We start from the raw sequence: 23,614 nt of genomic DNA, 5'->3' as shown, positions 1-23,614 counted from the left end.
GCCAGGCGGACCTCGCCCGGCCGCCCGGGGATCAGCCCAGGTGTTCCTGGAAGAAGGCGACGGTGCGCGCCTCCGCAAGCCTGGCGGCTTCCGCGTCATAGCGCGGCGTCGTGTCGTTGTGGAAACCGTGGTTTACATCCGGATAGATGTGCGCGGTATAGGTCTTGTCGGCCGCCTTCAGCGCAGCCTCATAGTCCGGCCACCCCGCGTTGATGCGCTCGTCGAGCCCAGCGTATTGCAGCAAGAGCGGGGCCTCGATCGCGGCGACATCCTCCGAGGCCGGCTGGCGGCCGTAGAAGGGCACGCCGGCGGCAAGCTCGGGATAGGCGACCGCAATCGCATTGACGACGCCGCCGCCGTAACAGAAGCCGACGGCCCCGACCTTTCCGGTTCCGTCCTCGCGCGCCAGCAGATACTCAAAGCCCGCGAAGAAGTCGTTCATCAGCTTGGTGCCGTCGACGGTGCGCTGCAACTCGCGGCCCCTGTCGTCGGAGCCGGGGTAGCCGCCGACCGAGGTCAGCCCGTCGGGGGCGAGCGCCATGAAGCCGGCCTTGGCCATGCGCCGCGCGACATCCTCGATATAGGGATTGAGGCCGCGGTTCTCGTGGATCACGAGCACCGCCGGCAGCTTCTCCGTCGCGCCGGCTGGACGGACCAGATAACCGTTCACCTCGCCATGGCCGTCGGGCGAGGGATAGGTGATGCGGCTTGTCTCGATGGAGCTGTCGTCGGGCGCCACCTGTTCGGCCAGCGCATAGTCGGGCGACAACTGGCTGAGCAGTGCCGTCGCCGTGATGCCGCCGACCGCGAATTTCGCGGCCCGGTCGAGGAAGGCGCGCCGGTCGATGATACCATGGGCATAGAAATCGTAGAGTTCGAGCAATTCCTGCGGGAAATCCCGCGCGGTCTTGCGCTGTCGCGGGCCGGGCGAATGCGTGCCGAGATCGTCCATCTGTTCGCGCCTTCTTCTGGAGGTGGGACAGGCCGACGGGTTCTCTGCCCGACGGGCCTGCAAGAAGGAACATGGGATGGCGGATCGAATAGGCCAGATCTCCTGCCCGTTCGATCCCGGAAAAATCACGCGGCCGGGTTTCGCTTTCCCGTCTTCGCAGGCGCTTTCGTCTCGCGGGTGGGCGTTTCCAGGATCGCGTGCATGCGCGCAAGCAACTCCCGGGTGCCCCGCTCCATTTCCTGCGGCGAGCCGACGATGTATTCGACCGTTTCGAGGGCCGTGATCCGCTCGTCTTTCTCTGTCAGCAGCAGGGGCAGGGCGAGCAGACCGCGGTCCGGTTCGAAATGGGCGATCAGGGTCTGTTCGTGGATCAGCCGGGCGCGGGCGGCGGGATCCATTGCCTCGAAGGGGGCATGGCTGGACAAGACTTCCGCAGAGCGTTGCAGGCGGTCGCTGCGCACGGTTCCGCGACTGTCCGCCATCAGCACCAGCATGCGCACCACCGCCTCGGCATAGCCGCCGGTTTCGGTGTGGTCGAGCGCGGCGAGCACCTCGCGCAGGTTGCGCAGGTCGGTTTGCGGCTTGTGGGCGCGTTTCTTGGCATGGGGTGCGCCGAACCAGGCGGCGAGCGGACTGGCATAGAGCGAGAGGAAGGTCATTTCCGTGGCCATGGCGCGCATGTCGCGCACGAGGTTCCAGCTTTCCTCGACCGTGTTGGCCCACAACCGTTCGAGCGTGATGAAGGGGTTGTCGGGATCCGCGACGCGGCGGTTCGCGCGGACATGATCGGCCGCCGTGCGCGAGCCCGCCATCAGCGGGTTGGCGGAGGCGAGCAGGCGCCGCTGCAGACGCAAGGGATGCAGCGCGCGCGTGACCTCGGCCGATTGTGCCGTCACGCCCGCCTGGACGAGCGGCCGCAGCGTCGTGTCATAGGCTTCGGCGATGTTTTCCGACAGGCGCGCGACGGCGGCGAAGGCGAACTCCTCGTCGCGGTCGTCGTTGCCGACGGCCTCGATGTCGGAAAACCGGCGCTTGTGGAAGGAGACCGTGAAGCGTTTCTCATGTCCCTTGCCGACGATATCCTCGATCGTCATCTCGTAGAGGCCGGGCGGGAGAGCCTCGATGGTCTTCAGCGTCGAGGCCATCTGCGTGTGTTCGCGCCGGGCGACGGACGAGGAGACGAAGATCCCCAGATGGCCGACCTGCTCGTGCACCATGTAGATGATGCGCTGGCCGCGGATCTCGATCTCGCGTTCGTCGGAATAGGTGTCGACGATCCAGTTCAGCGCCTGTTGCGGCGGCGTGATGTTGTCGCCATGGGAGGCGAAGACGATGATCGGCGCGCGGATCGCCTTCGGATCGATCGGACGGCCTGTCTCCATGCGGGCTTCGTTGCGCGACAGCTTGTTGCCGACAAACAGGTTTTCCACGATCCAGCGGATTTCGGGCTCGTTCATCAGGTAGAAGCCGCCCCACCATTTCTCGAACTCCAGAAAGCGGGTGTCGCCGTCGTCGATGGTGGCGAAGAGGTCGTAGTATTTGCGAAACCAGGTGCGCCCGGGATTGAGGGTCTCGAAGTTCATCACCAGGTCCGCGCCGTCGAAGACGCCGTTTCCGAGGTCGGAGGAGATGAGCGCGGGCAGGACACCGCCGAGAATTCCGCCGCTGTAGCGCATCGGATCCTGGCCGAGACGCCCGGACCAATAGGCCATTGGCGCGCCGTTCAGCACGATCGGGCCTGTCAGGTCCGGGTTGGTGGCCGCGAGGATGGCCGCGGCCCAGCCGCCCTGGCAGTTGCCGACGACGACGGGACGCGGGGATTCGGGATGACGCCGATGCACCTCGCGCAGGAATTCGGCCTCCGCATCGGTGACATCCGCCAGCGTCTGCCCGGGTTCCGGCATCGGGCGGAAGGCCACGAAATACACCGGATGGCCGTCCTTGAGTGCCACGCCGACCTGGCTGTCGGGCTTGAAACCGCCGATCCCCGGTCCGTGGCCGGCGCGTGGATCGATGATCACATAGGGACGCTTCCAGTCGAACACCTCGACACCGGCGGGAGGCGCGATCTTCAAGAGCATGTAGTTGCAGGGACGGGGAAGGTCGGTGCCGTCCATCACCGTTTCATAGTCGTAGACGAGTACCGGGGGCGCGCCGGCCGCCTCATGCGAGATGAAGATGTCGCCGCGCTTGCGCAAGGTATCGAGGGTGAGGAGCGCCCGCTGGCCGGCGTCGGTGGCATAGTCCGCGCCCGCCTGCAGCAGGGCATCCGGCGTGCCCAGCTGGGCGAGGCTTGCAAACAGTCCCTTCCACGCGGCCTCGGCCGCAGCGCTGTTTTGTTCGGAGGTCGTCTGGATACGGTCGAGATGGCGCGTCAAGGCGGTCTGGCACAGCCGGTGCTGGCGCACAGCCGCCTCGCTCCAGCCTTCGGCCTCTTTTAGGCGTTGCTCGAAAAGACGGTCTTGCATGGCAAACCTCGATGCGTCAGCCGACGATGTGATAACCGCCGTCGATGGGATGAATACCGCCGGTGACATTTGCCGCCTCGCGGGAGGCGAGAAAGGCGGCATAGGCGCCGATGTCCTCGATGCTGGCGAGGTGGCGGCTGGGCGTGCGGGCCGCGCTGGCGGCCATCAGCTCGTCGAAATGGTCGATGCCGCTGGCCGCGCGGGTGGCGAGCGGTCCCGGCGAGAGCGCGTGAACGGAGATGCGTTTGGGGCCGAGTTCGGCGGCGGCGTAGCGGGTCACCGATTCAAGCGCCGCCTTGACCGGTCCCATGATGTTGTAGTGGTCGACGACCCTTTCCGAGCCGTAGAACGACACGGTCATGCAGGTCCCGCCATCCGACATCAAGGGTTCGGCGCGGCGGATCATGCGCAGATACGAATGCACCGAGATGTCCATCGCGGTGGCGAAGCCGTCGCGCGAACAGTCGATCACCCGCCCGTGCAGGTCGTCCTTCGGGCAATAGGCGATGGAGTGGAGCAGGATGTCGATCTTCCCCCAGCGGGTCTCGATCTCCTCGAAGACCGCATCCATCTCGTTGTCCTCGGTCACATCGAGGGGGGCGACGATCTCCGCGCCGAGCGTTTCCGCCAGCGGGCGCACATGCGGCTCCGCCTTGGCATTCAGATAGGTGACGGCGAGATCAGCGCCCTGACGGCGGAACGCCTGCGCGCAGCCCCAGGCGATGGATTGCTCGTTGGCGATGCCCACGACAAGGGCACGCTTGCCTTCAAGGGAGAACATGGAGGGGCCTAGGGTTTGTTTTTCGGTCATGGTGCAGCGCAACATAGTCGAAAAACGTGTCGCAATCGTGAAGGGGATCGCTCGTCTCAAGAAGAGAATGCGTGTGCGGCGTGTCTCTTGTCCGCCATGGCGGAACACCGGTGGAACCGAGGGGCGGACATCTTGCGTCCCCGCCGTTTACGAACACTTCAAGTTATACGCCGATTATAGGGAAACTGGCCGCAACCCGTCGTTGACGTCCGAGGGGGCGACAATCGCGCGGTTTTGTCTACGGGTGAAGATTTGAGCGAACGTGACAACCAATATGCGCTCCTTCTTGGCAACTATCGCCCGACGATGGTGATTGCCCGCGAACTCAGGGCGCGCGGCTACCGCGTGGCAACGGGGCTCGACGGCTTCGAGCGCGGGGCGGCGCTGTCGCGTCATGTGGATCGCTTGTGGACCCATCCGAAGGTCGACGAGGATGCGGCCGCTTTCGCACGCGCGCTGTCGGAGGTTCTGGCGCGGCGCGACGATATTCGCCTTGTGGTGCCGGTCTCCGAGCCCTACGTGCGCTTTTTCGCCGGGGGAGAGGCCGTGCTGCCGCGCGGCGTCAAGGCGATGATGGTGGCGCCTGAGCTTGTCGAGGCCTGCCTCGACAAGCGGCGGATGATGGCCACCGCCGAGGCCGCCGGCGTGCCGGTCGCGCCTTTTGCGGAAGTCTGCGATCATGCGGAGCTGATCGGCGAAGCGGACCGCATCGGGTTTCCGATCGTCATTCGTTCGCTCTCCTCGTCTCACCGGCTGCTCGGAGAGAAGGCGGTGACGGTGGAGGACCGCGCAGCATTGGAGCGACTCCTGCCGGACTGGCCGGAGGGGCATCGCGCGCTGCTGTTGCAACGCAAGGCCTCGGGGCCGCGACATAACCTTTATTTCTCCGCACGCGAAGGACGGATCGACAGCCTGCTGCATGTGGAGATCACCCGCACCGACCGGCTCGACGGAGCCGGGCTGGCGGTGGAGGGGGTGGCAGGGGCGACCGACCCGGCTCTTGGCAGATACACCGCGGCGATGATCGCGGCGCTTGGCTATTCCGGGATCGGTTGTGCGCAGTTTCTGGTGGATCCGGAAACGGGCGCGACCTGCTTTCTGGAGATCAACCCCCGCTATGCGGGCAATCACGCGATCCCCGCGGCCTGCGGACTGGACCTGACCGACCGGTTGCTGGATGTGTGTCTGTCGTTGGACGGACGCCCCGACGAGGGGCGGCAGCCGCACCGCACACCGCTTCGCTATTGCTGGCTTGCGGGCGACCTGCTCGGCGCCAAGGTCGCCTGGCGGACGGGGCAGGTTTCGAACGGGGAAGCCTGTCGTTGGCTCGGGCGCGCCATTCGCGCCCGTTGGAGCGCGCAACTCGATGTCGGTTTCGACTGGCGCGATCCGTTGCCCGGCCTTCTTGCGATCCTCGATGTTCTTCCCGGCATCGGCAAACTCGTCCGGATGTGGAAAATAAGCCCGGGTCGTTTTGCCAAAGACAGTCTCTAGCGAGGTTTGACATGCATCGAGCGACAGACCGGTCGTTGGCGGGGGCGCCACAGGGTATGCTCCATCGCGATTTGGCGTTGGAGACGGAAAGCCGTGCGCCATCGATGGCAGCCGGTGGCGTGTGCGCCGCAACGAGGGCCGATGTGCGGGTGGAAGATGTCGCCGCCGAGGACTGGGACCGCCTGGTGCTCGGGTTCGACGACGCGGTTCAGGAACAGCTCCAGAGCTTCAACGAAGTGCGTCGGGCGCCGGAGCAGTTGCGCCGCCTGGCCGTCTACGCAAACGGCGAATTGGTCGGCGGCGCGTTTCTGCGTCTGGTGAAGGTGCCGGTGTTTGGCTGTACGATCACCTCCACACGCTGGGGCCCCGTTTGGCGGCGCAACGGCAAGGCCGTGACCCCGGAGACGCTCGAACTGGTCTTGCGGGCGGTGACAGACGACGTGTGTCGGCGCAAGAAAGAGTATCTGATGATCATGCCCAGGCCCGATCCGGATCTCGGGGACGCGCCGGCCGCGGCACTGGAGCGGATTGGGTTCCAGGGCATGGCCCCGTTCTCCAATCCGCTGCGGTATTTCGCGAGGGTGGATCTGGACCCGGAGGCGCTGCGGGCGAATTTCTCGCAGAAATGGCGATACAATCTCAAAAAGGCGGAAGCCGCCGGACTGCAAACCGAACTGGTGGAGGGCGAGGCCGGACTGAACGAGGTTCTCGGCCTCTATCACGAGATGCTGGCACGCAAGAAGTTCGTCGACTATTCGCCGATCGACACCCTGGCGCACAGGCTGGCCAGCCCGCTGGAGCGCTTGCGCCCGCGCATGTTCGTCACCCGCAAGGACGGCGTTCCCCTTGCCATGGCGGTGGTCGACTGTTGCGGTGACACGGCGGCATTTCTCTATGGCGCGACGGCGGACGATGCGTTGCCGACGCGGGCAGGGTATGCGCTGCAATGGGCAGTACTCTGCCATTTGTCGCGCGACCCGGCGATGCGCTGGTATGCGCTTGGCGGTGCCGGTTCGGCGACTTGTCCCCTGCATCAGTTCAAGCGCGGACTGGTCGGCAAGACCGGCGTCATCCTCCACGAACGGCCCGCGCATGTCATCGCCAGCGGCAAATACGCGGCTGTGGTCGGGCGACTGGTCATGGCGGTGCGGGATGTGCGCGACCGGCTGCGCGAACCGCTTGCCCAGATGCTTCCCGTTCGATTTGGCCGCTAGGGTGTGGTTCCGCAAATGAGGCTGCCGGGGACGGGGGACGCGCCGCGACGGCAGGCGTGCAAAGCGGCCCGGGCCGCGCGCGACGGGGCCGCCATGTTCCTTGCTTCCGGCCAGAGCTTGCGCATCCTGCCGCACGGCAAGAAGGGCGGGGGCATGACCGGCCCTTTCATCGGCGTGCGACCCGGGGCCGAACCGCGGGAGCGCTTTGCGTCATGCTGGCGATCCTAACAAGGCTTTCGGTGCTGACGCTCGCCCGGCTCGGCGGCGCGGGCGCGGTGTTGCTGGCGACGCTGGTGATCGCACGGTCCTTTGGCGCCGATGCAACGGCGGCTTATGCGTTGGTGGTCTCCGCCTCCGGGGTGCTTGCGGTGCTGATGCTCGCCGGCTTTCAGGCCTTCGCCCAGATCCTCACGGCCGAATACGCCGCGCGGGAACAGGACGACCGCCTGCACGGACTGGTGCAGGCCGGCCTGCGCAATGTGCTGGTCGCCTGCATTCCCGTTGCCGGGATCGCCTTTCTGGCGCTTCTGGCGCCGGAGGCGGTGCCCGGTCTCGCGGAGGGGGGCTTGCATTCGCAGGCGGTCGTTGCCGTGTGCCTGACCGCACCCGGCGTTGCGCTGACCCTGTTCAACGGCGCGGTCCTGACCGGGTTGCAGCGGCCCGGCGAAGCGCAGATTGCCGACAGTCTCGGGCGTCCGTTCTTGATCCTCGTTTTCGTCTTGGGGCTGGCGTTGGCCATGCCGGGCGTTTCCGCCGGCTGGATTCTCGCCGGCATCCCGGTTGCCGTGTGGAGTGCGGCAGCGGTGCAAGGCTGCTTCCTGTTTCGCGCACTGCGCGCACGGCCGGCGCCGGCCGTGCGCGAAACCCGGCGCTGGTGGTCGATGGCGCCGCCATGGCTGACCATATCCCTGATCTGGGAATATGTGATCGAGCTGCATTTGTTGCTGGCGTCCCTGGTCGCCGCCCCGGTCGAGATCGCCCTGTTGCATGTGTGTTTCCGCTTTCGCGTGCTGGCCGGTTTCGGGGTTCGCTCGATCTATTCGGTGTTTCAGCCGAAGATCCTTGCCGCGCAGGCCCTGGACGACCGGGCGGCGGCGACCCGGCTGATTGCCGTCACCAACGGATTGTCTGTCGGCTATGCGCTTGCCGCCTTCGCCGGCTTGTGGCTGGTCGGTCCGTTCTTCCTGTCGTTGTTCGGGCCGGAGTTCGCCGACGGCCTTCCCTTGCTTTTGGTCTTGTGCGGGACTTTCGTGGTTCGGGCCGTGTTCGGGCCGGCCCTGTCGGTTCTGAGCGGGGCCGGGCGGCAGCGTGAGATCGTCGCGATCCTGATCCTGTCGCTGCCGCTTTCCGCCGGTTTGATGTTCGCGCTCTATCCGCTGTTCGGCATTGTCGCCGCCGGCATCGCCTACACTGCGTCGACGGGCTTCGCCGCCGGCGCGATGTGGTGGACCGCGCGCCGGCGTCTTGGTGTCGACTGCGCCGTGTGGAGCGGCCGGGCCGGCTGAGCGCGCGCCGCCTGGCGGCAAGGCCGAGCCTGCGGCGCCCCGTTCACGCCTTGAAGGCGTCGGCCCATTCCGGATGTCTGCGGCGCTGGGCATTGACGAAGGGGCAGAGCGGCACGATGAGAAACCCGCCGGCGCGGGCGTCCTCGACCAGGCGTGCCACCAGCGCATGACCGACACCGGTGCCGCGCAGACTGTCGGGCACGCCGGTGTGATCGGCGATGACCAGCGTTTCGCTGGCGATCGAGAAGGTGAGCTCCGCCGGCTCCGCGTGCTGTGCGACCGTCGCGACATAGCGGCCCCGGGCGCTTTCGCGCTCCAGCTCGATGGTGATGGGTTGACCAGTCATTCGTGACATCTCCTGCCGGGCGGTCCGCATGCGGCGCGCCTGTCTTGAACAGGCGGACCGGGGGCATTCTGCCCCGGTCCGCCATCATGGGCTATGCGGCGAGATCGAACAGCAGGAATTCCGCGTCCTCTCGCGCCGCAATGGCGAGCGTGTCCGGCGCGTCGATGCCGAGGCCGTCGCCGGCGGCGAGGCTCTGGCCGTTCACGCGGAGCGTTCCGCGCACAAGCTGGAGCCAGGCCTTGCGCCCCTCGGCCAGGGCATGGGAGACGCTCGCCTGCGGTTTCAGCAGCGCGCCATAGAGCGCCACATCCTGATGGATGGTGAGCGAACCGTCGCGACCGTCCGGCGATCCGAGAAGCCGCAGCCGGCCGTCGCGCTCAGCCGCCGGAAAGGTCTTTTGCTCGTAGCCCGGCTTCAGCCCGTTGCGTTCCGGCAGGATCCAGATTTGCAGGAAGTGCACCGGTGCGTCCTTGGAGTGATTGTATTCGCTGTGGCGGATGCCGGTGCCCGCACTCATGCGCTGAAGGTCGCCGGGCCGGATCACCGAACCGGTCCCGATGGAATCCTTGTGTTCCATCGCGCCTTCCACGACATAGGACAGGATTTCCATGTCCTTGTGCGGATGGGTGCCGAAGCCTGCACCGGGTGCCACACGGTCCTCGTTGATCACGCGCAGCGCGCCGAAGCCCATGTGGTCTTCGTCATAATACTGGCCGAAGGAAAAGCTGTGGCGGCTGTCGAGCCAGCCGAAATCGGCGCGGCCCCGCGCGTGTGACGGACGATGGATCTGCATCGCATTGGTCCTTTTCGATGGGGCGTTTGGCCGTATGCCGGCCCGCCCGTTTCAACGATCTGGACCCAAGGTGGGATCTCAGGCTCTCCGGAACAATCGGCAAACCGGTGGGCGCACTGTTCGCATTCCGGAAACAACCCGATGTGTCGGCGGGCAAACACCCGCAGCGCCCCCGTCTGCGGTTAAGACTGCGTCCCGCAAAGGTCGGCGGCCGTGCCGAGATCGGCATCCCGGCGGGTCGCAAGCGTCCTTGCAAAGGCGTCGGCCAGCGGCGTCTTGCCGGTCTGGGCCGGGCGAACCAGCGTGGTGACGAAGGGAAGCATGTGGGTCAGGCGGCGCAGGACAAGGCCCGCCGGAACGAAGTCGAGCGCGGTCAGCGGATTGACCACGGCGATGCCGACGCCTTCCGCTGCAAGCGCGCAGGCGGCGGCGCTGGTCTCGACCTCGATCACGGAGGTATCCATGGCGGGTGTATCGGTGGCGAGGCCCGACAGCAGCGTGTCCAGCCGTGTGCGATAGGGATCAGCCGCTGCCAGGCGAACGATCCTTTGGGTCGCGAGGTCGGCCGGGGTCAGCTCCTGTCGAGCCGCGAGGGGATGCTCCCGCGGCAGGACGGCGACCTCGGCGCATTCGGTGAAACGGGTGCTGCGGACGCCGGGGGCCTCGACCTCATAGGCCGCGATCCCGATGTCGATCAGCCCCTTCGACACGGCGTTGCGGATCTCGGCGGAGGCGAGCGGGCGGACGAAGATGCTGACGTGCGGGTGGTGGGGGAGAAAGTCGGAGAGTGCGCGGGCGATGAACCCTTGCGTGAAGGCCGGCAGGCAGGCGATGCGCAGGTGCCCGATGCGTCGCCGGCGTATCCCCTTCGCCGCCTCCTGGATCCGTAGCATCCCCTGGTGGTTTTCCAGAACGACGCGGGCGAGATCGCGGGCGTCGGCGGTCGGCACGAGACGACCCTTGGTCCGGTTGAACAGCAACAGTCCGGTTGCATCCTCCAGCTGCTTGATCGCGCGGGTGATCGATGGCTGGGAGGTGTTGAGAACGCTCGCGGCGGCCGTTGCCGTGCCGAGATCGAGCACGGCGGAAAAGGCATCGAGCTGGGCGGTCGTGATTTTCATATGCCTATATCGATTCTGTATGGACTGTAGGTCAATCTCTATTGGATCTGAATGACGCTACGGCCGAAAACCACGCCTCGTGACCACCGAGGGACAGACGCATGGTTTCAGGCGACAGGACATCGACCGCGGGCGCGTTCGACAATGCGAAGGGCGTTGCCTGGGCGGCCGTGGCCGTTGCGCTGTTTGCGCTGATCTTCGTTTCGGGAAAGTGGAGCGGCGGTGTCGCCTCCGCCGCCCAGATCATCTGGCTGCGCTACGTCGGCGGGTTGCTGTGCGTGGTTGCCTGGGCGCTCCTGCGCCGGGAGCGGCAGTACGGGCTGGCCACGCCGCAAATCCATGTCCACGCGGTGCGGGCGGCCGCCGGCGGCGGAGGCGGCATTGCGGCGATCTATGCGGCCACCAACATGCCCGTCGCGGAGGCGACGGCCATCGGCCTGCTCGACGGGTTCTTTACCGTTCTCCTCGGCGTCTGCGTGCTGAAGGAAGCCTTCACGCTTCGGCAGTGGGGCGCGGCTTTCGTGTGTCTGGCGGGCGCGATGATTGTCGTCGCGGGCGATGGTGTCGGCCTGCGTCTGGCGGCCGATATGGTGCTTCCCGGCCTGGCTGCGCTTGCCGGCGCGGTGCTCATCGCCGTGGAGAGCGTTCTCATCAAGACGCTTGCCCGGTCGGAACGCGCGCTTGTCGTGCTTTTCTATGTGAACCTGTTCGGCATGCTGCTGTTTGCGGCTCCGGCCCTTTGGCAATGGCAACCGGTTCCCGCCAGCCTGATCGGTGCATTCGTTTTGCTGGGGCCGGTTGCGATCATCGCGCAGGTCTGCAACATCCAGGCGTTCCGCTTGTCCGACGCCGCCCTGATCGGTCCGGTCCGCTACACATGGATCGTGTTCGGGGCCTTGTTCGGATGGCTCCTCTTCGCGGAAACTCCGCGACCCGCCACCTATGCCGGCGGCACGCTGATCCTCATCGGCGGGGCGGGCCTGGCCGCGTCGCGGTCCCGCCGCACCCAGGCCGGGCCGGCGCCCGGATCGTCCGGCTGATACGGACGCGGACTTGCGCGTCCGTCAGCGCGGGCGGCCCGTCTTCAGACGTTGTCGCGCTTGAACACCATCATGGTGAAGAGCCCGAAGGGCGCGATGCGCTCCTCCTGCACCAGGGTCATGCGGGTGTTGTCGAGCACGGTCTCGCGCTCGAACAGCGGATCCCAGCCGAGCTTGCCGGCAAAACGCGCCAGTCCGCGCTCGATCCAGGCGAAGAGGCCGGAGCGCGAGGCGAAGTGGTTCACGACGATGACCGTGCCGCCCGGCCGCACGACACGTTCAAGTTCCGCCAGCACCTTGTCGGGATCGGGCACCACGGTCATGACATACATCACCGTCGCGACGTCGAAGCGTCCGTCGGCGTAGGTGAGGTCGGCGGCGTCCATCGCGCGCAGCTCGGCGACATTGCCCAGATGCTTGCGCGCGACGCGCTCGCGGGCGCGATCCAGCATCGGCTCCGACAGGTCGATGCCGGTGACGGTCAGGTTGCGGTTATACAGCGGGAGCGAGAGCCCGGTTCCCACGCCCACCTCCAGAAGGTCGCCGGAGAGGGTGTTGGCGGCGCGTGCGGCGGCGCGCTGGCCGAACACCAGCGGCGCGGTGAACACCCAGTCATAGACCGGGGCCCAACGCGCATAGGCGCTTTCGACGTCGCTGTGCGTGCCCGCGCCGCTCGGCGCGGAGGAAAACACACGCTCCAGCCAACGCCCGAGCCTGGACGCGCGAATAAAATCTTCAACCATTATGCCGTTGCCGTTGCTTGTGTTGTCTTTTCGGGGCTTCCGCTCGCATGGCCGGGGACGGTACGTTCGATCCATCCGCCGCCGAGCACCCGTGCGCCGTCGCCGTCGTCATCGAAGAAGACGCAGGCCTGCCCCGGCGCGACGCCGGTTTCCCCGTCCAGCAGCTCGACTACGGCTTCCCCGTCGCGCAGCCTGAGGATCGCGGGCCTCGGCGGGCGGGTGGAGCGCACCTTGGCGTGCAGTTCGAGCCCGTCCGCGGGGATGTTATCCAGAAGGCCGGGGCCGATCCAGTTGACCTCGCGCAACACGATCTCGCGCGTGCCGAGGGCCTCGCGCGGGCCGACGATCACCTGCTTGTTCGTGGCGTCGAGGCGCACGACATAGAGCGGCTCGCCGGTGGCGACGCCGATGCCGCGACGCTGGCCGATGGTGAAATGGATGATGCCCTGATGGCGACCGAGCACGCGTCCGTCGAGGTGGACGATGTCGCCGGGTTCGGCGGCATCGGGCTTCAGCCGCTCGATCACATCCGCGTATTTGCCCTGGGGCACGAAGCAGATGTCCTGGCTGTCCTGCTTCTCGGCGACGGACAATCCGAACTCGCGGGCAAGCTCGCGGGTTTCCGCCTTGGTCATGCCACCCAGCGGAAAGCGCAGGAAGTCGAGCTGGTCCTGGGTGGTGGCGAAGAGGAAATAGCTCTGGTCGCGGTCGAGATCGACCGGACGGTGCAACGCGCGATGGTTGCCGACCATGCCGGTGCGCACATAGTGGCCGGTCGCCAGCACGTCGGCGCCAAGCGTCTTCGCCGTTTCCAGAAGATCGGAAAACTTGACGGTCTGGTTGCAGGCAACGCAGGGGATCGGGGTTTCGCCTGCGATGTAGCTTTCGGCGAAGCGCTCGATCACCGCCTCGCGGAAACGGTCTTCATAGTCGAGCACGTAGTGGGGAATGCCCAGGTTCTCGGCAACCCGGCGCGCGTCCTGGATGTCCTGGCCCGCGCAACAGGCGCCCGCCCGGTGCACCGCCTCGCCATGGTCATAGAGCTGAAGCGTCACGCCGACGACGTCATAGCCCTCGCGCTTCATCAGTCCGGCGACGACAGAGGAATCGACGCCGCCCGACATGGCGACCACGACCCGTGTGTCCTGCGGTCTCTTCGGGAGATCGAGACTGTTGAGCATTGTTCTCACCTTGCGGTCTGAGCCGGCCGGCCCGGCGCTCCCGCCCGGTCCGTGCCGCCCGATCAATTCTGGTTACCCGGCCGATCGACGTCCTGGCGGCCGTGTCCGGGTCTCTGGCTGGGCGCCGGCCCTGCCGCCGCGCCTTGCGTTGGCGCGACTATAACGGAAGCGACCGGCCGAGGCCAAGCGCCCCCGGAGGTCCGGTTTTCGATGCGCCGCCCACCCGGCAATCCTTTCCCGGTGCGGCAAAGCTTTCCGGGTATGTGAGGCCATTGTGTGGTTCAGGCAAGGAGGAATTCCTCCCGTTTTGGCCGGAAACGCGGATTTTCGGAGTTGGCCCGGCATTTGCTGACAGGTTTTGCAGATGATTGCGCGCGGAGTCCGTAACGGCGGGCGGCGCGGTTTCCAGTGGAGAGATGCGTGACGCTCGCCAATTCCATTTCCGCACCTGCAATGTCCGCCAGCGCGGCCGTGTCGGGGCAGGGTGCCAAGTCTGCGGCAGCGGGCGCCGGGGCGACCGTCGTTCCGTCGATGTTCGCCCAGCAACTCGGCTCCTTGAGCGGCGATGTTTCCGCACGGGCGTTGTCCGCAGCCAAGGGCGCGGCATCAGGCGCATCGGTTAACGCGTCGGTTGCCGGTGGCGCAACGGCGTCGGTGGCTGTGACGGGGCCCGTGACGGGAACGGGAACCCTTGTTGCCGGTGTGACCTCGGCTCAAATGGCAGGGACGCCCTCCGGCGTCTCCGCAGCAGCGCTTGCCATGTCCGGAAATGCCACGCAGGACACCGGATCGGTGCTGCCGGCGGGGTCGGCCGCATCCGACAACACTGCCACGGGTGCTCCGGTTGCAGGTGCGACGGGCGCCCCGGCCCTGACCATCGATGTCGTCACCGAAACACAAGCGGCGACACCGCCGGACGCCGCCACGCCCCTCACTCTGGAGTCAGCGGCTCCCGCGTCGATGTCCGCGCCTTTTCCTCCGGTTCCCTCGCTTTTGGCGGGTGCAACGCCGGGGGACGTTTCCGCCGAGAGCATACAGGCGAAGGGGCAGGCCGTTTCCGCGAACGGTCTGGCGGCGCTTGCCGCCGGCGCGGGTGACAAATCGCCCGGGGCGTCGGGCAAGACGCCCGGCGCCATGACCGCCGGCACCGCAGACGGAACGCCCGCATCCGGCGCCCAGGGCAAGGCAGGAGCGGCTCCCGGCTCCACGGCGGCCCTTGCCGGCGGGACCCCGGCAACTGTCGGTGCACCGGCGGTCGGGGCAACCCTTGCCGCAGACAATCCGGTCCGGGCCATGCGGTCCGCGACGGTGACGCGTGCCGCTTCCGTGTCCGTGGGCGACCCGGGGGCGGGCGCGCCGGTTCCCACAGGTCCCGCAGGTCCTCAAGGCCCGGTTGCTTCTGTTGCCGGGACGACGCCGGGAGCGTCGGCCATCGTGCCGCAAACCGCTGGCACGGCCGGTGACGCAGGCGTTGCCGTGCTCGCGGCGCAGGACGGTTCGCCAAAGGGCACACCGGGGCAGATTGCGTCAGCCGCCGCGCCGGTTTCGGCCGGTTCCGACGCTTCTTCGACTGTGTCTTCAACGGGGGCGGACGCTGCTGCCGCAAGCCGCGAGGGTGCGGGGGCCCCGTCCGCCGCACGGGCCGGGGCGCAGGAGACGGCCGCCGCGCATCCGCGATCCGTCGCGCCGGCACCGGGGACGATGCCGACCGGATCTCCGGTCGGCGCGGACGCCAGCCTGTCGGCGAAACTCGATGCCGCAATCGCGCAAGAGATGCCGTCGGCCTCCGCGGGAGCGAGGGACACGCCGCAGACGAATGCGGCAAAGGCAGGCATTGCAGCCGATGGCAGCGCGCAGACCGCGCCGCGCCTCACGCCCGCCCATGCATCTGCCTCAGGTGCAGCGCAGGGGCGTTTCGCTCCGGTGACCGAAGGGGCCGCGCTGCCTGAGGCAACGACGGGCGCTGGCGAGAGCGCGGATGATGGCGAGGTCGCCGCGCAGACCGATCGGGCGCCGCGCGACACACGCGACCCGGTGGCGCTTCGTGCCACGACACAAATGGCGATGAACGCCCCGGTCCGCGACCTTGGCCAGCCGACGGCCGTCGGCAACGCCGAGGCCGTGGATGCGGAGCCGACATCCACGCTGGCGAAAGCCATGGCAGGCGACGGAGTTGCGAGCGAGGACACGGCCTCCGATCACAAGCCGCCGGCAGCGACGCCGGCCTCCGCGCAGCCTGCCCAGCCGCAGATCATGCGCGCCGGCGTCAGCGCGGCCGCCCTGGCCTTCGCAGCCGCCATGAGCGACAGCCGGGCGACGGGGGGCGATGCAGGCCTTGAGGTCGACGGGTTCGGCGAGCTTTCCATGCGCGGCGATGCGGCGCAGCAGGCGGCGGCAACGGCGCGTGCCGCGGCCGCGACACCGCTTCCGCAGCAGGCCGCTGCCGCAACGACACATCTCGCGGCCGAAATCGCGCGGTTCGCTTCCAAGGGGTCGACGCGCTTCCAGATCCGCATGGATCCGCCCGAAATGGGCCGGATCGACGTCGATCTGAAGATCGGCAAGGACGGCAGCGTGCGCGCCCATCTCTCGGTGGAGCGCAGCGAGACCCTCGACATGTTCCTGCGCGACCAGCGCAGCCTGGAGCGCGCGCTCGATGCGGCCGGCCTGAAACTGGAAAACGGATCCGTGCAGCTCAGCCTCAAGGATCAGGGCGGCTTTGCCGGTTTCCAGCACCGGGACGACCGGGATGACGGTGATGGCAAGGGCCAGGGCGGCGATGGCTTGGGCGCCGATGGCGATGCCGAGGAAACGGTGAGCGCATCGCGCGTTCAGGTGAGGGGCGCCAGCGGCGCGCTCGACATACAGATTTGACCGCTGACACGGTGGCCGGAAACGGCATGACGGACCAGGAGAGACACGGATGACGGGTATCACCGGAATTAGCGAACAGAGCAGCGCCGCTGCGGCGGCGGCGAATTCCGCGTCTTCGGCGAAATCCGCGCTCAACAGCAACTACGAGCTGTTCCTGTCGATGCTGACGACGCAGATTCAGAACCAGGATCCGCTCGACCCGACGGATTCGTCGAAATACACCGAGCAGCTCGTCCAGTATTCCTCGGTGGAACAGCAGATCAAGACCAACGACCAGCTCGGCAACCTCCTGCAGGTGATGGCGTCGTCGACCGCCTCGAGCTACGTGAGTTATCTCGGAACCAATGTGGTGGCGGCCGGCAACACGACACAGCTCGAGAGCGGCGAGGCGTCCTGGACCTATGATGCGGGGGACGGCGGCAAGGCGCGGGTCGAGGTGCGCAACAGCCTTGGGGCGGTGGTCTATTCCGCGGATACGACCCTGTCGCAGGGCCGCGACACCTTCGAGTGGGATGGGCGCACATCCGCCGGGTCGCAGGCCCCGGACGGCGAGTATTCGATCGTGATCGGTCGCTACGATGCCAATGGCGCGCCCAGCATTCGCGTCGGCACGGAGGTGTCGGGCACGGTTGAGGGAATCGAGTTCACCGCGGGCGGCGCGGTGCTGACCGTCGGCGGTGCGCGCATTCCTGCAAATGCGGTGATTTCCGTGAACCGCACCTGACGCCTGGGTGCCAATCCGCCGAAACGCGGCTTTCAAGGTCCCCGGGGGCCTTGCCGCTTCCCGCTCGCACGCCCGCAAGAAAAGTCTTGCGGGCGTTTTTGTTTGCGCCCCTCGCACCCAAGTGGCTCGCCTGGCGGCGCTTTGTGCCGATGTGCGGAGCTGGCAAGGCACCGGAGAGGGAGGAAAACCCGGCCTTCCGGCAAACTTCTTTCGGGATTTTTTGCCCGCGCTTTTCCGTTTCCCATTTTGCGAAAGGGCCGAAACGCTGTTTTTCTCAAGGTTTGCCTTGTATCGCGGCTCCCCGGGGCGGGCCTGAGTCGTTTCAATTCTTACCGAATTGTTGCTTCAGCCTTAGTCAAATTTTAAAGCCGGATAGCTACTGTCATAGTCAACGTGGTCATGTTGAGTGTGAGAGTACAATGACCGACCGAGCAAGTGTACGAGTCAAATATGTTATCGGCCCGGACGGGTCGCCGCTTACGATCGCCGACCTTCCGCCGGTGACAACGCGTCGATGGGTCATCCGCCGCAAGGCGGAAGTCGTTGCCGCCGTACGAGGTGGATTGTTGTCGCTGGACGAGGCGTGCAAGCGCTATACGCTGACGGTTGAGGAGTTCCTCTCCTGGCAGAGTTCCATTGACCGGCACGGACTTGCCGGTCTTCGGGCGACCCGCGTGCAACAATATCGAAATTGAAACGATCGGGCGGAACCGCCCCTTCGCACCGTTTGTGACAAATGGGCTGGCAGTTTGCCGGCCCTTTTGTTTTGGCCGCGGTTCGCAGGCTGCGGGAGCCGCGGCGTGCGTCACGCCCGCGCCAACCTGCCGCAGCGTCTTGTGTCGCGCCCCGGGCAGCCGGTGAAGCGGTGACTCGTTCTCCTTTTTCAAATTCGTTAATCCGACCGGTCGATTTTGCCGGGTGGCTTTCGCATTTCGCCAAGGCTGAAGCGCGGTTTTCCGCCATCTTCACCAATTCCTAACATTCGTTAACACCTTGTTTACCATCTGGCGGGCAAATTTTGCCTACCGGCCGTCCGGGGGAGCTTTTTCACCATCCCCTCATCCCCAGGCTCCCCTGGACGGCCCGGTCTCCTGAAGGCTTCATCAAGCGCATCGGATGGGTGGCACGTGAACGGACTTGCGGAACTCGTAAAAACACTCGGACCGACCCGCATCGCTGCCATGGGAGCGGTCGCGGCCATTCTGGTGGGCGTTTTCGCCTTCATCATGCTGCGCATCACCACGCCGCAGATGACGCCGCTCTACACGGACCTGACCTTCGAGGATTCCTCCGCGATCGTGTCGCAGCTGGAAAGCCTGGCGGTTCCGCATGAGTTGCTCAACGATGGCGCGACCATCCTGGTGCCGCAGGACGACGTCTTCCGCACCCGGATGCGGCTTGCCGAACAGGGCCTGCCCCTCGGCGGGTCGGTCGGCTACGAGATCTTCGACAAGGCGGACACGCTCGGCTCCACGAGCTTCGTCCAGAACATCAACCGGACACGGGCGCTGGAAGGGGAGCTGACCCGCACCATCCGCTCCATCGGCCGCATCAAGTCGGCCCGCGTGCATCTGGTGATCCCCGAGCGCAAGCTGTTCCAGCGCGACCACCAGCCGCCGACCGCATCGATCGCGCTGAGCGTGCGCGGCTCGCTCGACCCCGGCCAGATCCGTGCGATCCAGCATCTGGTGGCGACGGCGGTCGAGGGGCTGCAGCCCAATTATGTTTCCATCGTCGACGAGACCGGCCGCCTGCTTGCAAGCGGCGCCGGCGAAGAGGGCGAGGGCTTCATCGCCTCGTCGCTGCAGGAGCGCCGCCAGTCGATGGAGGCGCGGGTGCGCACGCAGATCGAGGAGATCGTGAACTCCGTCGTCGGCGTCGGCCGGTCGCGGGTCCGCGTCGCCATGGAGCTCGATCACAACCGCATCACCGAGACCCAGGAAACCTACGACCCGGAAGGCCAGGTGGTGCGTTCCACCCAGACGCGGGAGGAAAACTCCTCCGCTGTCGGTCGCAACGGCGCGGTGACGGCTGCCAACCAGCTCCCCGAGGCCGATCAGCAGGGCGGCGAGAATGCCGAGCGCGACATCGCCAACCAGGCCGAGGAAATCGTCAACTACGAGATTTCCAAGTCGGTGAAGACCGAGGTGGTCGAAGCCGGCGGCGTGCGCCGCCTGTCGGTCGCCGTGCTGGTCGACGGCGTCTACAATCCCGACGAGAACGGCGATCTGGTCTATGCGCCGCGCACCGAGGACGAGCTGGAGCGCATTGCGCTGCTGGTGCGCTCGGCCGTCGGCTACGACGACACCCGCGGCGATACGGTGGAGGTCGTCAACCTGCGCTTCGCCCAGGCGCCCAACAGCGTCCTCGCCGACGAGGAGGCGGGGCTGTTCGAGTTCACCCGCGCCGACATCATGCGCTTCATCGAGCTCGGGGTGCTGTTCCTGATCGCCCTGCTTCTCACCCTGTTCGCGGTTCGCCCGCTGATCAAGCGGATCCTGAGCGTGGAAGAAACACAGCCGCAGGGGCTGCTCACCGCCGACGGTCAGCCGATCGACAGCGCCATGATCGCGGACCAGTCGCACGAGCCGGGCATCGAGATCGACGAGGACGGCGAGCCGCGCATCGAATGGCTCGAGGAAGCCCAGGCGCAGGGCGCCGTTCAGGTGGCGACGATCGCCAAGGTCGGCGGCCTTATCGAGGAATATCCGAACGAAGCGGTGGGGATCATCCGCAGCTGGATGAATGAAGCAGCATGAGCATCGCAAACACCTTACAGACCGGCGGCACGCATCTGACGGTCAGCGAAGCGGGCAGGGAGCGCGAGCTCAAGGGGCCTGAGCGCGTGGCGGTCCTGCTGCTCGCGCTCGGCGAGAAACACGGCCGCCGCATCTGGGAAAAACTCGACGAGATGGAGGTGCGCGAGATTTCCGCCGCCATGTCGCGGCTCGGTCCTGTGACCCCGAAGATGCTTGAGGAGCTTTTCGTCGACTTCGTCAAGAAGATCTCGTCGAACGGCTCGCTGAACGGCAATGTCGACGTGACCGAGCGTCTGCTGTCCAGCTTCCTGCCGGGCGACCGCGTCAATGTCATCATGGAGGAAATCCGCGGGCCGGCCGGGCGCAACATGTGGGAAAAGCTCTCCAACGTGCAGGAGAACGTTCTCGCCAACTACCTGAAGAACGAGTACCCGCAAACGGTCGCCGTCGTCCTGTCGAAGATCGATCCCGACCATGCTGCCAAGGTTTTGGGCATCCTGCCCGAGGAACTGGCGCTGGAGGTGATCTCGCGCATGCTGAAGATGGAGGCGATCCAGAAGGAGGTTCTGGAAAAGGTCGAGCAGACGCTGCGCGTCGAGTTCATGTCCAACCTGACCAACACCTCGCGGCGCGACAGCCACGAGATGATGGCCGACATCTTCAACAATTTCGACCGCCAGACCGAGGCCCGCTTCCTTGCGGCGCTGGAGGAGGAGAACCGCGAATCCGCCGAGCGGATCAAGACGCTGATGTTCACCTTCGACGACCTGATGAAGCTCGACGCCGGCAGCTGCCAGACCCTGTTGCGCAGCGTCGAGAAGGACCGGCTGGCGATTGCGCTCAAGGGCGCCTCGGAAACCGTTCGCGATTTCTTCTTCGGCAACATGTCGTCGCGCGCGGCAAAGATGATGCAGGACGACATGGAAGCGCTCGGACCGATCCGCCTGCGCGACGTCGACGAAGCGCAATCCGGAATGGTGGCAACCGCCAAGGATCTCGCCGCTAAGGGCGAGCTCATGCTCTCCAAGAGCAAGGGCGATGACGAAATCATCTACTGAGTGGCCTGAAATCCGATGATGACACGATTTGCGAGCACAGAAATGAAGGCCAACCGGTTCCTGTTCGACCGCAACTTCGCGGCGATCGACGTGGCGCCCGAGCCGGAACACATCAAGGAACCGGTCGTGCCCGAAACCCCGATGATGCCCGTGGCCGACCACGAGGCGCTGCTGGCGGCCGCCGAACAGGCGGCCTATGAGCGCGGCCGCGCGTCGCTCGCGGTGGAACAGCAGCAGACCGACGAAGGCCGGCTCGCCGATGAGGCCAGGCGGCTGTCCGACGACGTTTGCGCACTGATCGGGCAGCTCGATACCGATCAGGCGCGCCAGGAAAAGGACGCCGTGGCGCTGTCGTTTCTCGTGGCGCGCCGGATCTGCGCGCATCTGATCGCCCGCGAGCCGCTCGGCGAGATCATCGCGCTGATCTCGGAATGCCTCGGCCCGCTTCGCCGCGCGCCGCATCTGGTGATCCGGGTGCGCGAGGGCGATCTGGAAGCCCTGAAGGGGAAGGTCGATCCGCTGGTTTCCGAGAAGGGCTTCGAGGGCCGGGTGGTGTTTCTCGGCGAACCGGATCTCGGCGCCGGCGACTGCCGTATCGAATGGGCCGACGGCGGCATCGTGCGCGACCGCCGCGCCATCGAGAAGCAGGTCGACCAGGCCGCGAAACGGTATTTCGAAGGGCGGCGGGCTTCCGCCCGGCCCAGCAACTCCGAAATCCAAGAGACCGCCGGGGAGCGGATTGACCAATGAGCGATACGGACGAAAACGTACAGGAAAACGGACTGCCGCTCACCGAGATGGGAGCCAAGGCCGGCGGGCGCGAGGAAGAGCGGGATTTCAGCCAGGCGCGGGGCGCGGGCGACCTGGAAGCCGTGTTCGACGTTCCGGTGCAGATTTCCGCGGTGCTCGGCCATTCGCGGATGCATGTGTCTGAGCTCCTGAAGCTCGCGCCGGGCACATTGCTCAAGCTTGACCGCAAGGTCGGCGAGGCCATCGACATCTATGTCAATGACCGCCTGGTGGCGCGTGGCGAAGTCGTCCTCGTGGAGGACAAGCTCGGCGTCACAATGACGGAAATCATCAAGTCCGATCGCTGATCGGAACAGGAGAAGACCATGCGACTGTTGATCGTCGGCACCCTTGAAGGCCAGTTGATCACCGCCTCGAAGATCGCGATGGATGGCGGGGCGGCGGTTACCCATGCCGGCACCGTCGAGGACATGCTGAAGGTGCTGCGTGCGGGGCGCGGCGCGGATCTGGTGATGGCGGATGTCGGGCTCGACATCGCCGGCCTGATCGCACATCTGGAGCGCGAGCGGTTCCATCTGCCCGTCGTCGCCTGCGGCGTGAAGACCGACGCAAGCGCGGCCGTCGCCGCCATTCGCGCCGGAGCCAAGGAATACATCCCGCTGCCGCCGGATCCGGAGATGATCGCCGCGGTGCTGGCCGCCGTCGCACGTGACCAGTCCAATGTGATCTACCGCGACGACGCGATGGCGTCCGTCGTTCGGCTGGCGGAACAGATCGCGGCCTCCGACGCCTCCATCCTGGTGACGGGCGAGAGCGGCTCCGGCAAGGAGGTGATCTCCCGCCATGTGCATGCCCGCTCCAACCGGGCGGACAAGCCGTTTATCTCGATCAACTGCGCGGCGATCCCCGAACATCTGCTGGAATCGGAGCTGTTCGGCCACGAGAAGGGCGCCTTCACCGGCGCCGTCGCGCGGCGTGTCGGCAAGTTCGAGGAGGCAAGCGGAGGCACGCTGCTGCTCGACGAGATTTCTGAAATGGACGTGCGCCTGCAGGCCAAGCTGTTGCGTGCCATCCAGGAGCGGGTGATCGACCGGGTCGGCGGCACGAAACCGGTTCCCGTCGATATCCGCATCATCGCGACCTCCAACCGCGATCTTGCGGAGGCGGTGCGTTCCGGCACGTTCCGCGAGGATCTTCTCTACCGGCTGAATGTCGTCAACCTCAAGCTGCCGCCGCTCAGGTCGCGTCCCGGCGACATTCTGGAACTGGCGCAGCATTTCGTTGAGCGCTACTCGCGCGAGAACGGTATCGCCAGGCGCCCGATCTCGGACGAGGCGCGGCGCATGCTGATTGCAAATCCCTGGCCCGGCAATGTGCGGGAACTGGAGAACACAATGCATCGTGCGGTGCTGCTTGCGAGCGGCGAGGAAATCGATCTCGAGGCCATCCGCATGCCGGACGGCAGCCCGATCGCCGCCGGTCAGGGCGCGGATGCCCGCCTTGCCGCCGATGCCGCCGCCACGGCGGAAGCGGTCAATCGCGGCCACGTCGGACGCACCGTCGCCGATGTCGAGCGCGACCTGATCCTCGACACGCTCGACCATTGTCTCGGCAACCGCACCCATGCGGCCAAGATCCTGGGGATTTCGATCCGGACCTTGCGCAACAAGCTGAATCAGTATGCCGATGAGGGGCTGAGCGTGCCCGGACCCGGTGAAGCCCGTGTCGCGGTGGCGTGAGACAAACCGATGAACGGACAAGGTGCCGGTGCTGTGAGTGAG

General features: G+C 66.4%; 20 protein-coding genes. 12 read left to right on the top strand and 8 right to left on the bottom strand.

Annotation, left to right across the window (positions count from 1 at the left end; translation table 11 throughout):
- Positions 1-31: 31 nt before the first annotated feature.
- From yghX to fabI, 3 genes are all read right to left on the bottom strand, one after another.
- Positions 32-952 (bottom strand): YghX family hydrolase, encoded by a 921-nt coding sequence (yghX, locus tag G572_RS0114880; RefSeq protein ID WP_029059152.1) that lies wholly within the window; start codon positions 950-952, stop codon positions 32-34.
- A gap of 125 nt (positions 953-1,077) precedes the next feature.
- On the bottom strand, positions 1,078-3,420 hold the full coding sequence (locus tag G572_RS24095) for a DUF3141 domain-containing protein (RefSeq protein ID WP_084650165.1): 2,343 nt from the start codon (positions 3,418-3,420) through the stop codon (positions 1,078-1,080).
- A 16-nt stretch (positions 3,421-3,436) separates the two neighbouring features.
- Complete coding sequence (gene fabI / locus G572_RS0114870) at positions 3,437-4,201, bottom strand: enoyl-ACP reductase FabI (protein WP_029059151.1); 765 nt, start codon at positions 4,199-4,201, stop codon at positions 3,437-3,439.
- A gap of 282 nt (positions 4,202-4,483) precedes the next feature.
- Between fabI and G572_RS0114865 the strand changes: the two genes are divergently transcribed.
- The 3 genes from G572_RS0114865 (at position 4,484) to G572_RS0114850 (ending at position 8,444) form a co-directional block, all read left to right on the top strand.
- Positions 4,484-5,725, top strand: coding sequence for an ATP-binding protein (locus G572_RS0114865; RefSeq protein WP_029059150.1), 1,242 nt, complete (start codon positions 4,484-4,486; stop codon positions 5,723-5,725).
- 56 nt (positions 5,726-5,781) lie between these two features.
- The gene (locus G572_RS0114860; protein WP_169391323.1) at positions 5,782-6,939 is read left to right on the top strand and encodes a lipid II:glycine glycyltransferase FemX; all 1,158 of its coding nucleotides are present in this window, start codon (positions 5,782-5,784) and stop codon (positions 6,937-6,939) included.
- Positions 6,940-7,151: 212 nt separating this feature from the next.
- Positions 7,152-8,444 (top strand): lipopolysaccharide biosynthesis protein, encoded by a 1,293-nt coding sequence (locus G572_RS0114850; protein ID WP_029059147.1) that lies wholly within the window; start codon positions 7,152-7,154, stop codon positions 8,442-8,444.
- Between the two features lie 43 nt (positions 8,445-8,487).
- Here the strand turns inward: G572_RS0114850 and G572_RS0114845 are convergent, their stop codons facing one another.
- The 3 genes from G572_RS0114845 to G572_RS0114835 all read right to left on the bottom strand — a co-directional run bounded on the left by G572_RS0114845 (position 8,488) and on the right by G572_RS0114835 (position 10,704).
- Entirely contained in the window at positions 8,488-8,790 is a 303-nt protein-coding gene (locus tag G572_RS0114845; RefSeq protein ID WP_029059146.1) for a GNAT family N-acetyltransferase, read from the bottom strand.
- Positions 8,791-8,881: 91 nt separating this feature from the next.
- Complete coding sequence (locus G572_RS0114840) at positions 8,882-9,583, bottom strand: pirin family protein (RefSeq protein WP_029059145.1); 702 nt, start codon at positions 9,581-9,583, stop codon at positions 8,882-8,884.
- Positions 9,584-9,765: 182 nt separating this feature from the next.
- Positions 9,766-10,704, bottom strand: coding sequence for a LysR substrate-binding domain-containing protein (locus G572_RS0114835; RefSeq protein WP_029059144.1), 939 nt, complete (start codon positions 10,702-10,704; stop codon positions 9,766-9,768).
- Positions 10,705-10,805: 101 nt separating this feature from the next.
- Here G572_RS0114835 and G572_RS24090 point away from each other — a divergent pair, with 101 nt between their 5' ends.
- A complete protein-coding gene (locus G572_RS24090) occupies positions 10,806-11,744 on the top strand; it encodes a DMT family transporter (protein WP_051242431.1) in 939 nt (312 codons plus the stop codon).
- A gap of 44 nt (positions 11,745-11,788) precedes the next feature.
- On the opposite strand, the gene G572_RS24085 is transcribed toward G572_RS24090, so the two are convergent.
- Positions 11,789-12,487 (bottom strand): class I SAM-dependent methyltransferase, encoded by a 699-nt coding sequence (locus tag G572_RS24085; protein WP_084650162.1) that lies wholly within the window; start codon positions 12,485-12,487, stop codon positions 11,789-11,791.
- Positions 12,487-13,668: a tRNA 2-thiouridine(34) synthase MnmA gene (gene mnmA, locus G572_RS24080; protein WP_051242427.1), complete on the bottom strand. Its 1,182-nt coding sequence runs from the start codon at positions 13,666-13,668 to the stop codon at positions 12,487-12,489. Before mnmA ends, G572_RS24085 begins: the two co-directional genes overlap by 1 nt.
- 420 nt (positions 13,669-14,088) lie before the next feature.
- Between mnmA and G572_RS0114815 the strand changes: the two genes are divergently transcribed.
- The 8 genes from G572_RS0114815 to flbD all read left to right on the top strand — a co-directional run bounded on the left by G572_RS0114815 (position 14,089) and on the right by flbD (position 23,572).
- A complete protein-coding gene (locus G572_RS0114815) occupies positions 14,089-16,542 on the top strand; it encodes a flagellar hook-length control protein FliK (protein WP_029059143.1) in 2,454 nt (817 codons plus the stop codon).
- A 49-nt stretch (positions 16,543-16,591) separates the two neighbouring features.
- Complete coding sequence (locus G572_RS0114810; RefSeq protein ID WP_029059142.1) at positions 16,592-17,266, top strand: flagellar hook assembly protein FlgD; 675 nt, start codon at positions 16,592-16,594, stop codon at positions 17,264-17,266.
- 419 nt (positions 17,267-17,685) lie between these two features.
- A complete protein-coding gene (sciP, locus tag G572_RS26005; RefSeq protein WP_084650161.1) occupies positions 17,686-17,961 on the top strand; it encodes a CtrA inhibitor SciP in 276 nt (91 codons plus the stop codon).
- A gap of 432 nt (positions 17,962-18,393) precedes the next feature.
- Positions 18,394-20,025, top strand: coding sequence for a flagellar basal-body MS-ring/collar protein FliF (gene fliF / locus G572_RS0114805; RefSeq protein WP_029059141.1), 1,632 nt, complete (start codon positions 18,394-18,396; stop codon positions 20,023-20,025).
- A complete protein-coding gene (gene fliG / locus G572_RS0114800) occupies positions 20,022-21,083 on the top strand; it encodes a flagellar motor switch protein FliG (RefSeq protein WP_029059140.1) in 1,062 nt (353 codons plus the stop codon). The genes fliF and fliG overlap by 4 nt, the downstream gene beginning before the upstream one ends.
- Positions 21,084-21,125: 42 nt before the next feature.
- Positions 21,126-21,833 carry a FliH/SctL family protein gene (locus G572_RS0114795; RefSeq protein WP_208979120.1) on the top strand — a complete coding sequence of 236 codons (708 nt, stop codon included), beginning with the start codon at positions 21,126-21,128 and terminating at the stop codon, positions 21,831-21,833.
- 47 nt (positions 21,834-21,880) lie between these two features.
- On the top strand, positions 21,881-22,180 hold the full coding sequence (gene fliN, locus G572_RS0114790; protein ID WP_245566241.1) for a flagellar motor switch protein FliN: 300 nt from the start codon (positions 21,881-21,883) through the stop codon (positions 22,178-22,180).
- An 18-nt stretch (positions 22,181-22,198) separates the two neighbouring features.
- On the top strand, positions 22,199-23,572 hold the full coding sequence (gene flbD, locus G572_RS0114785; RefSeq protein ID WP_029059137.1) for a sigma-54-dependent transcriptional regulator FlbD: 1,374 nt from the start codon (positions 22,199-22,201) through the stop codon (positions 23,570-23,572).
- Positions 23,573-23,614: the final 42 nt, after the last annotated feature.

This window comes from Stappia stellulata DSM 5886, assembly GCF_000423705.1.
Classification (GTDB): Bacteria; Pseudomonadota; Alphaproteobacteria; order Rhizobiales; family Stappiaceae; genus Stappia; species Stappia stellulata.
Note: the sequence above shows the minus strand (reverse complement) of the source record. Positions and strands in the feature narration are given on the sequence as shown.

Excerpts from the sequence above, each read along its gene's own strand:
- G572_RS0114835 (WP_029059144.1), bottom strand. The coding sequence starts at position 10,704 with ATGAAAATCACGACCGCCCAGCTCGATGCCTTTTCCGCCGTGCTCGAT.
- G572_RS0114860 (WP_169391323.1), top strand. The coding sequence starts at position 5,782 with ATGCTCCATCGCGATTTGGCGTTGGAGACGGAAAGCCGTGCGCCATCG.
- G572_RS24085 (WP_084650162.1), bottom strand. The coding sequence starts at position 12,487 with ATGGTTGAAGATTTTATTCGCGCGTCCAGGCTCGGGCGTTGGCTGGAG.
- sciP (WP_084650161.1), top strand. The coding sequence starts at position 17,686 with ATGACCGACCGAGCAAGTGTACGAGTCAAATATGTTATCGGCCCGGAC.
- G572_RS0114845 (WP_029059146.1), bottom strand. The coding sequence starts at position 8,790 with ATGACTGGTCAACCCATCACCATCGAGCTGGAGCGCGAAAGCGCCCGG.
- G572_RS0114850 (WP_029059147.1), top strand. The coding sequence starts at position 7,152 with ATGCTGGCGATCCTAACAAGGCTTTCGGTGCTGACGCTCGCCCGGCTC.
- fliN (WP_245566241.1), top strand. The coding sequence starts at position 21,881 with ATGGGAGCCAAGGCCGGCGGGCGCGAGGAAGAGCGGGATTTCAGCCAG.
- G572_RS0114795 (WP_208979120.1), top strand. The coding sequence starts at position 21,126 with ATGAAGGCCAACCGGTTCCTGTTCGACCGCAACTTCGCGGCGATCGAC.
- fliG (WP_029059140.1), top strand. The coding sequence starts at position 20,022 with ATGAGCATCGCAAACACCTTACAGACCGGCGGCACGCATCTGACGGTC.
- mnmA (WP_051242427.1), bottom strand. The coding sequence starts at position 13,668 with ATGCTCAACAGTCTCGATCTCCCGAAGAGACCGCAGGACACACGGGTC.
- fabI (WP_029059151.1), bottom strand. The coding sequence starts at position 4,201 with ATGTTCTCCCTTGAAGGCAAGCGTGCCCTTGTCGTGGGCATCGCCAAC.
- G572_RS24090 (WP_051242431.1), top strand. The coding sequence starts at position 10,806 with ATGGTTTCAGGCGACAGGACATCGACCGCGGGCGCGTTCGACAATGCG.
- G572_RS0114840 (WP_029059145.1), bottom strand. The coding sequence starts at position 9,583 with ATGCAGATCCATCGTCCGTCACACGCGCGGGGCCGCGCCGATTTCGGC.
- G572_RS24095 (WP_084650165.1), bottom strand. The coding sequence starts at position 3,420 with ATGCAAGACCGTCTTTTCGAGCAACGCCTAAAAGAGGCCGAAGGCTGG.
- yghX (WP_029059152.1), bottom strand. The coding sequence starts at position 952 with ATGGACGATCTCGGCACGCATTCGCCCGGCCCGCGACAGCGCAAGACC.
- G572_RS0114810 (WP_029059142.1), top strand. The coding sequence starts at position 16,592 with ATGACGGGTATCACCGGAATTAGCGAACAGAGCAGCGCCGCTGCGGCG.
- flbD (WP_029059137.1), top strand. The coding sequence starts at position 22,199 with ATGCGACTGTTGATCGTCGGCACCCTTGAAGGCCAGTTGATCACCGCC.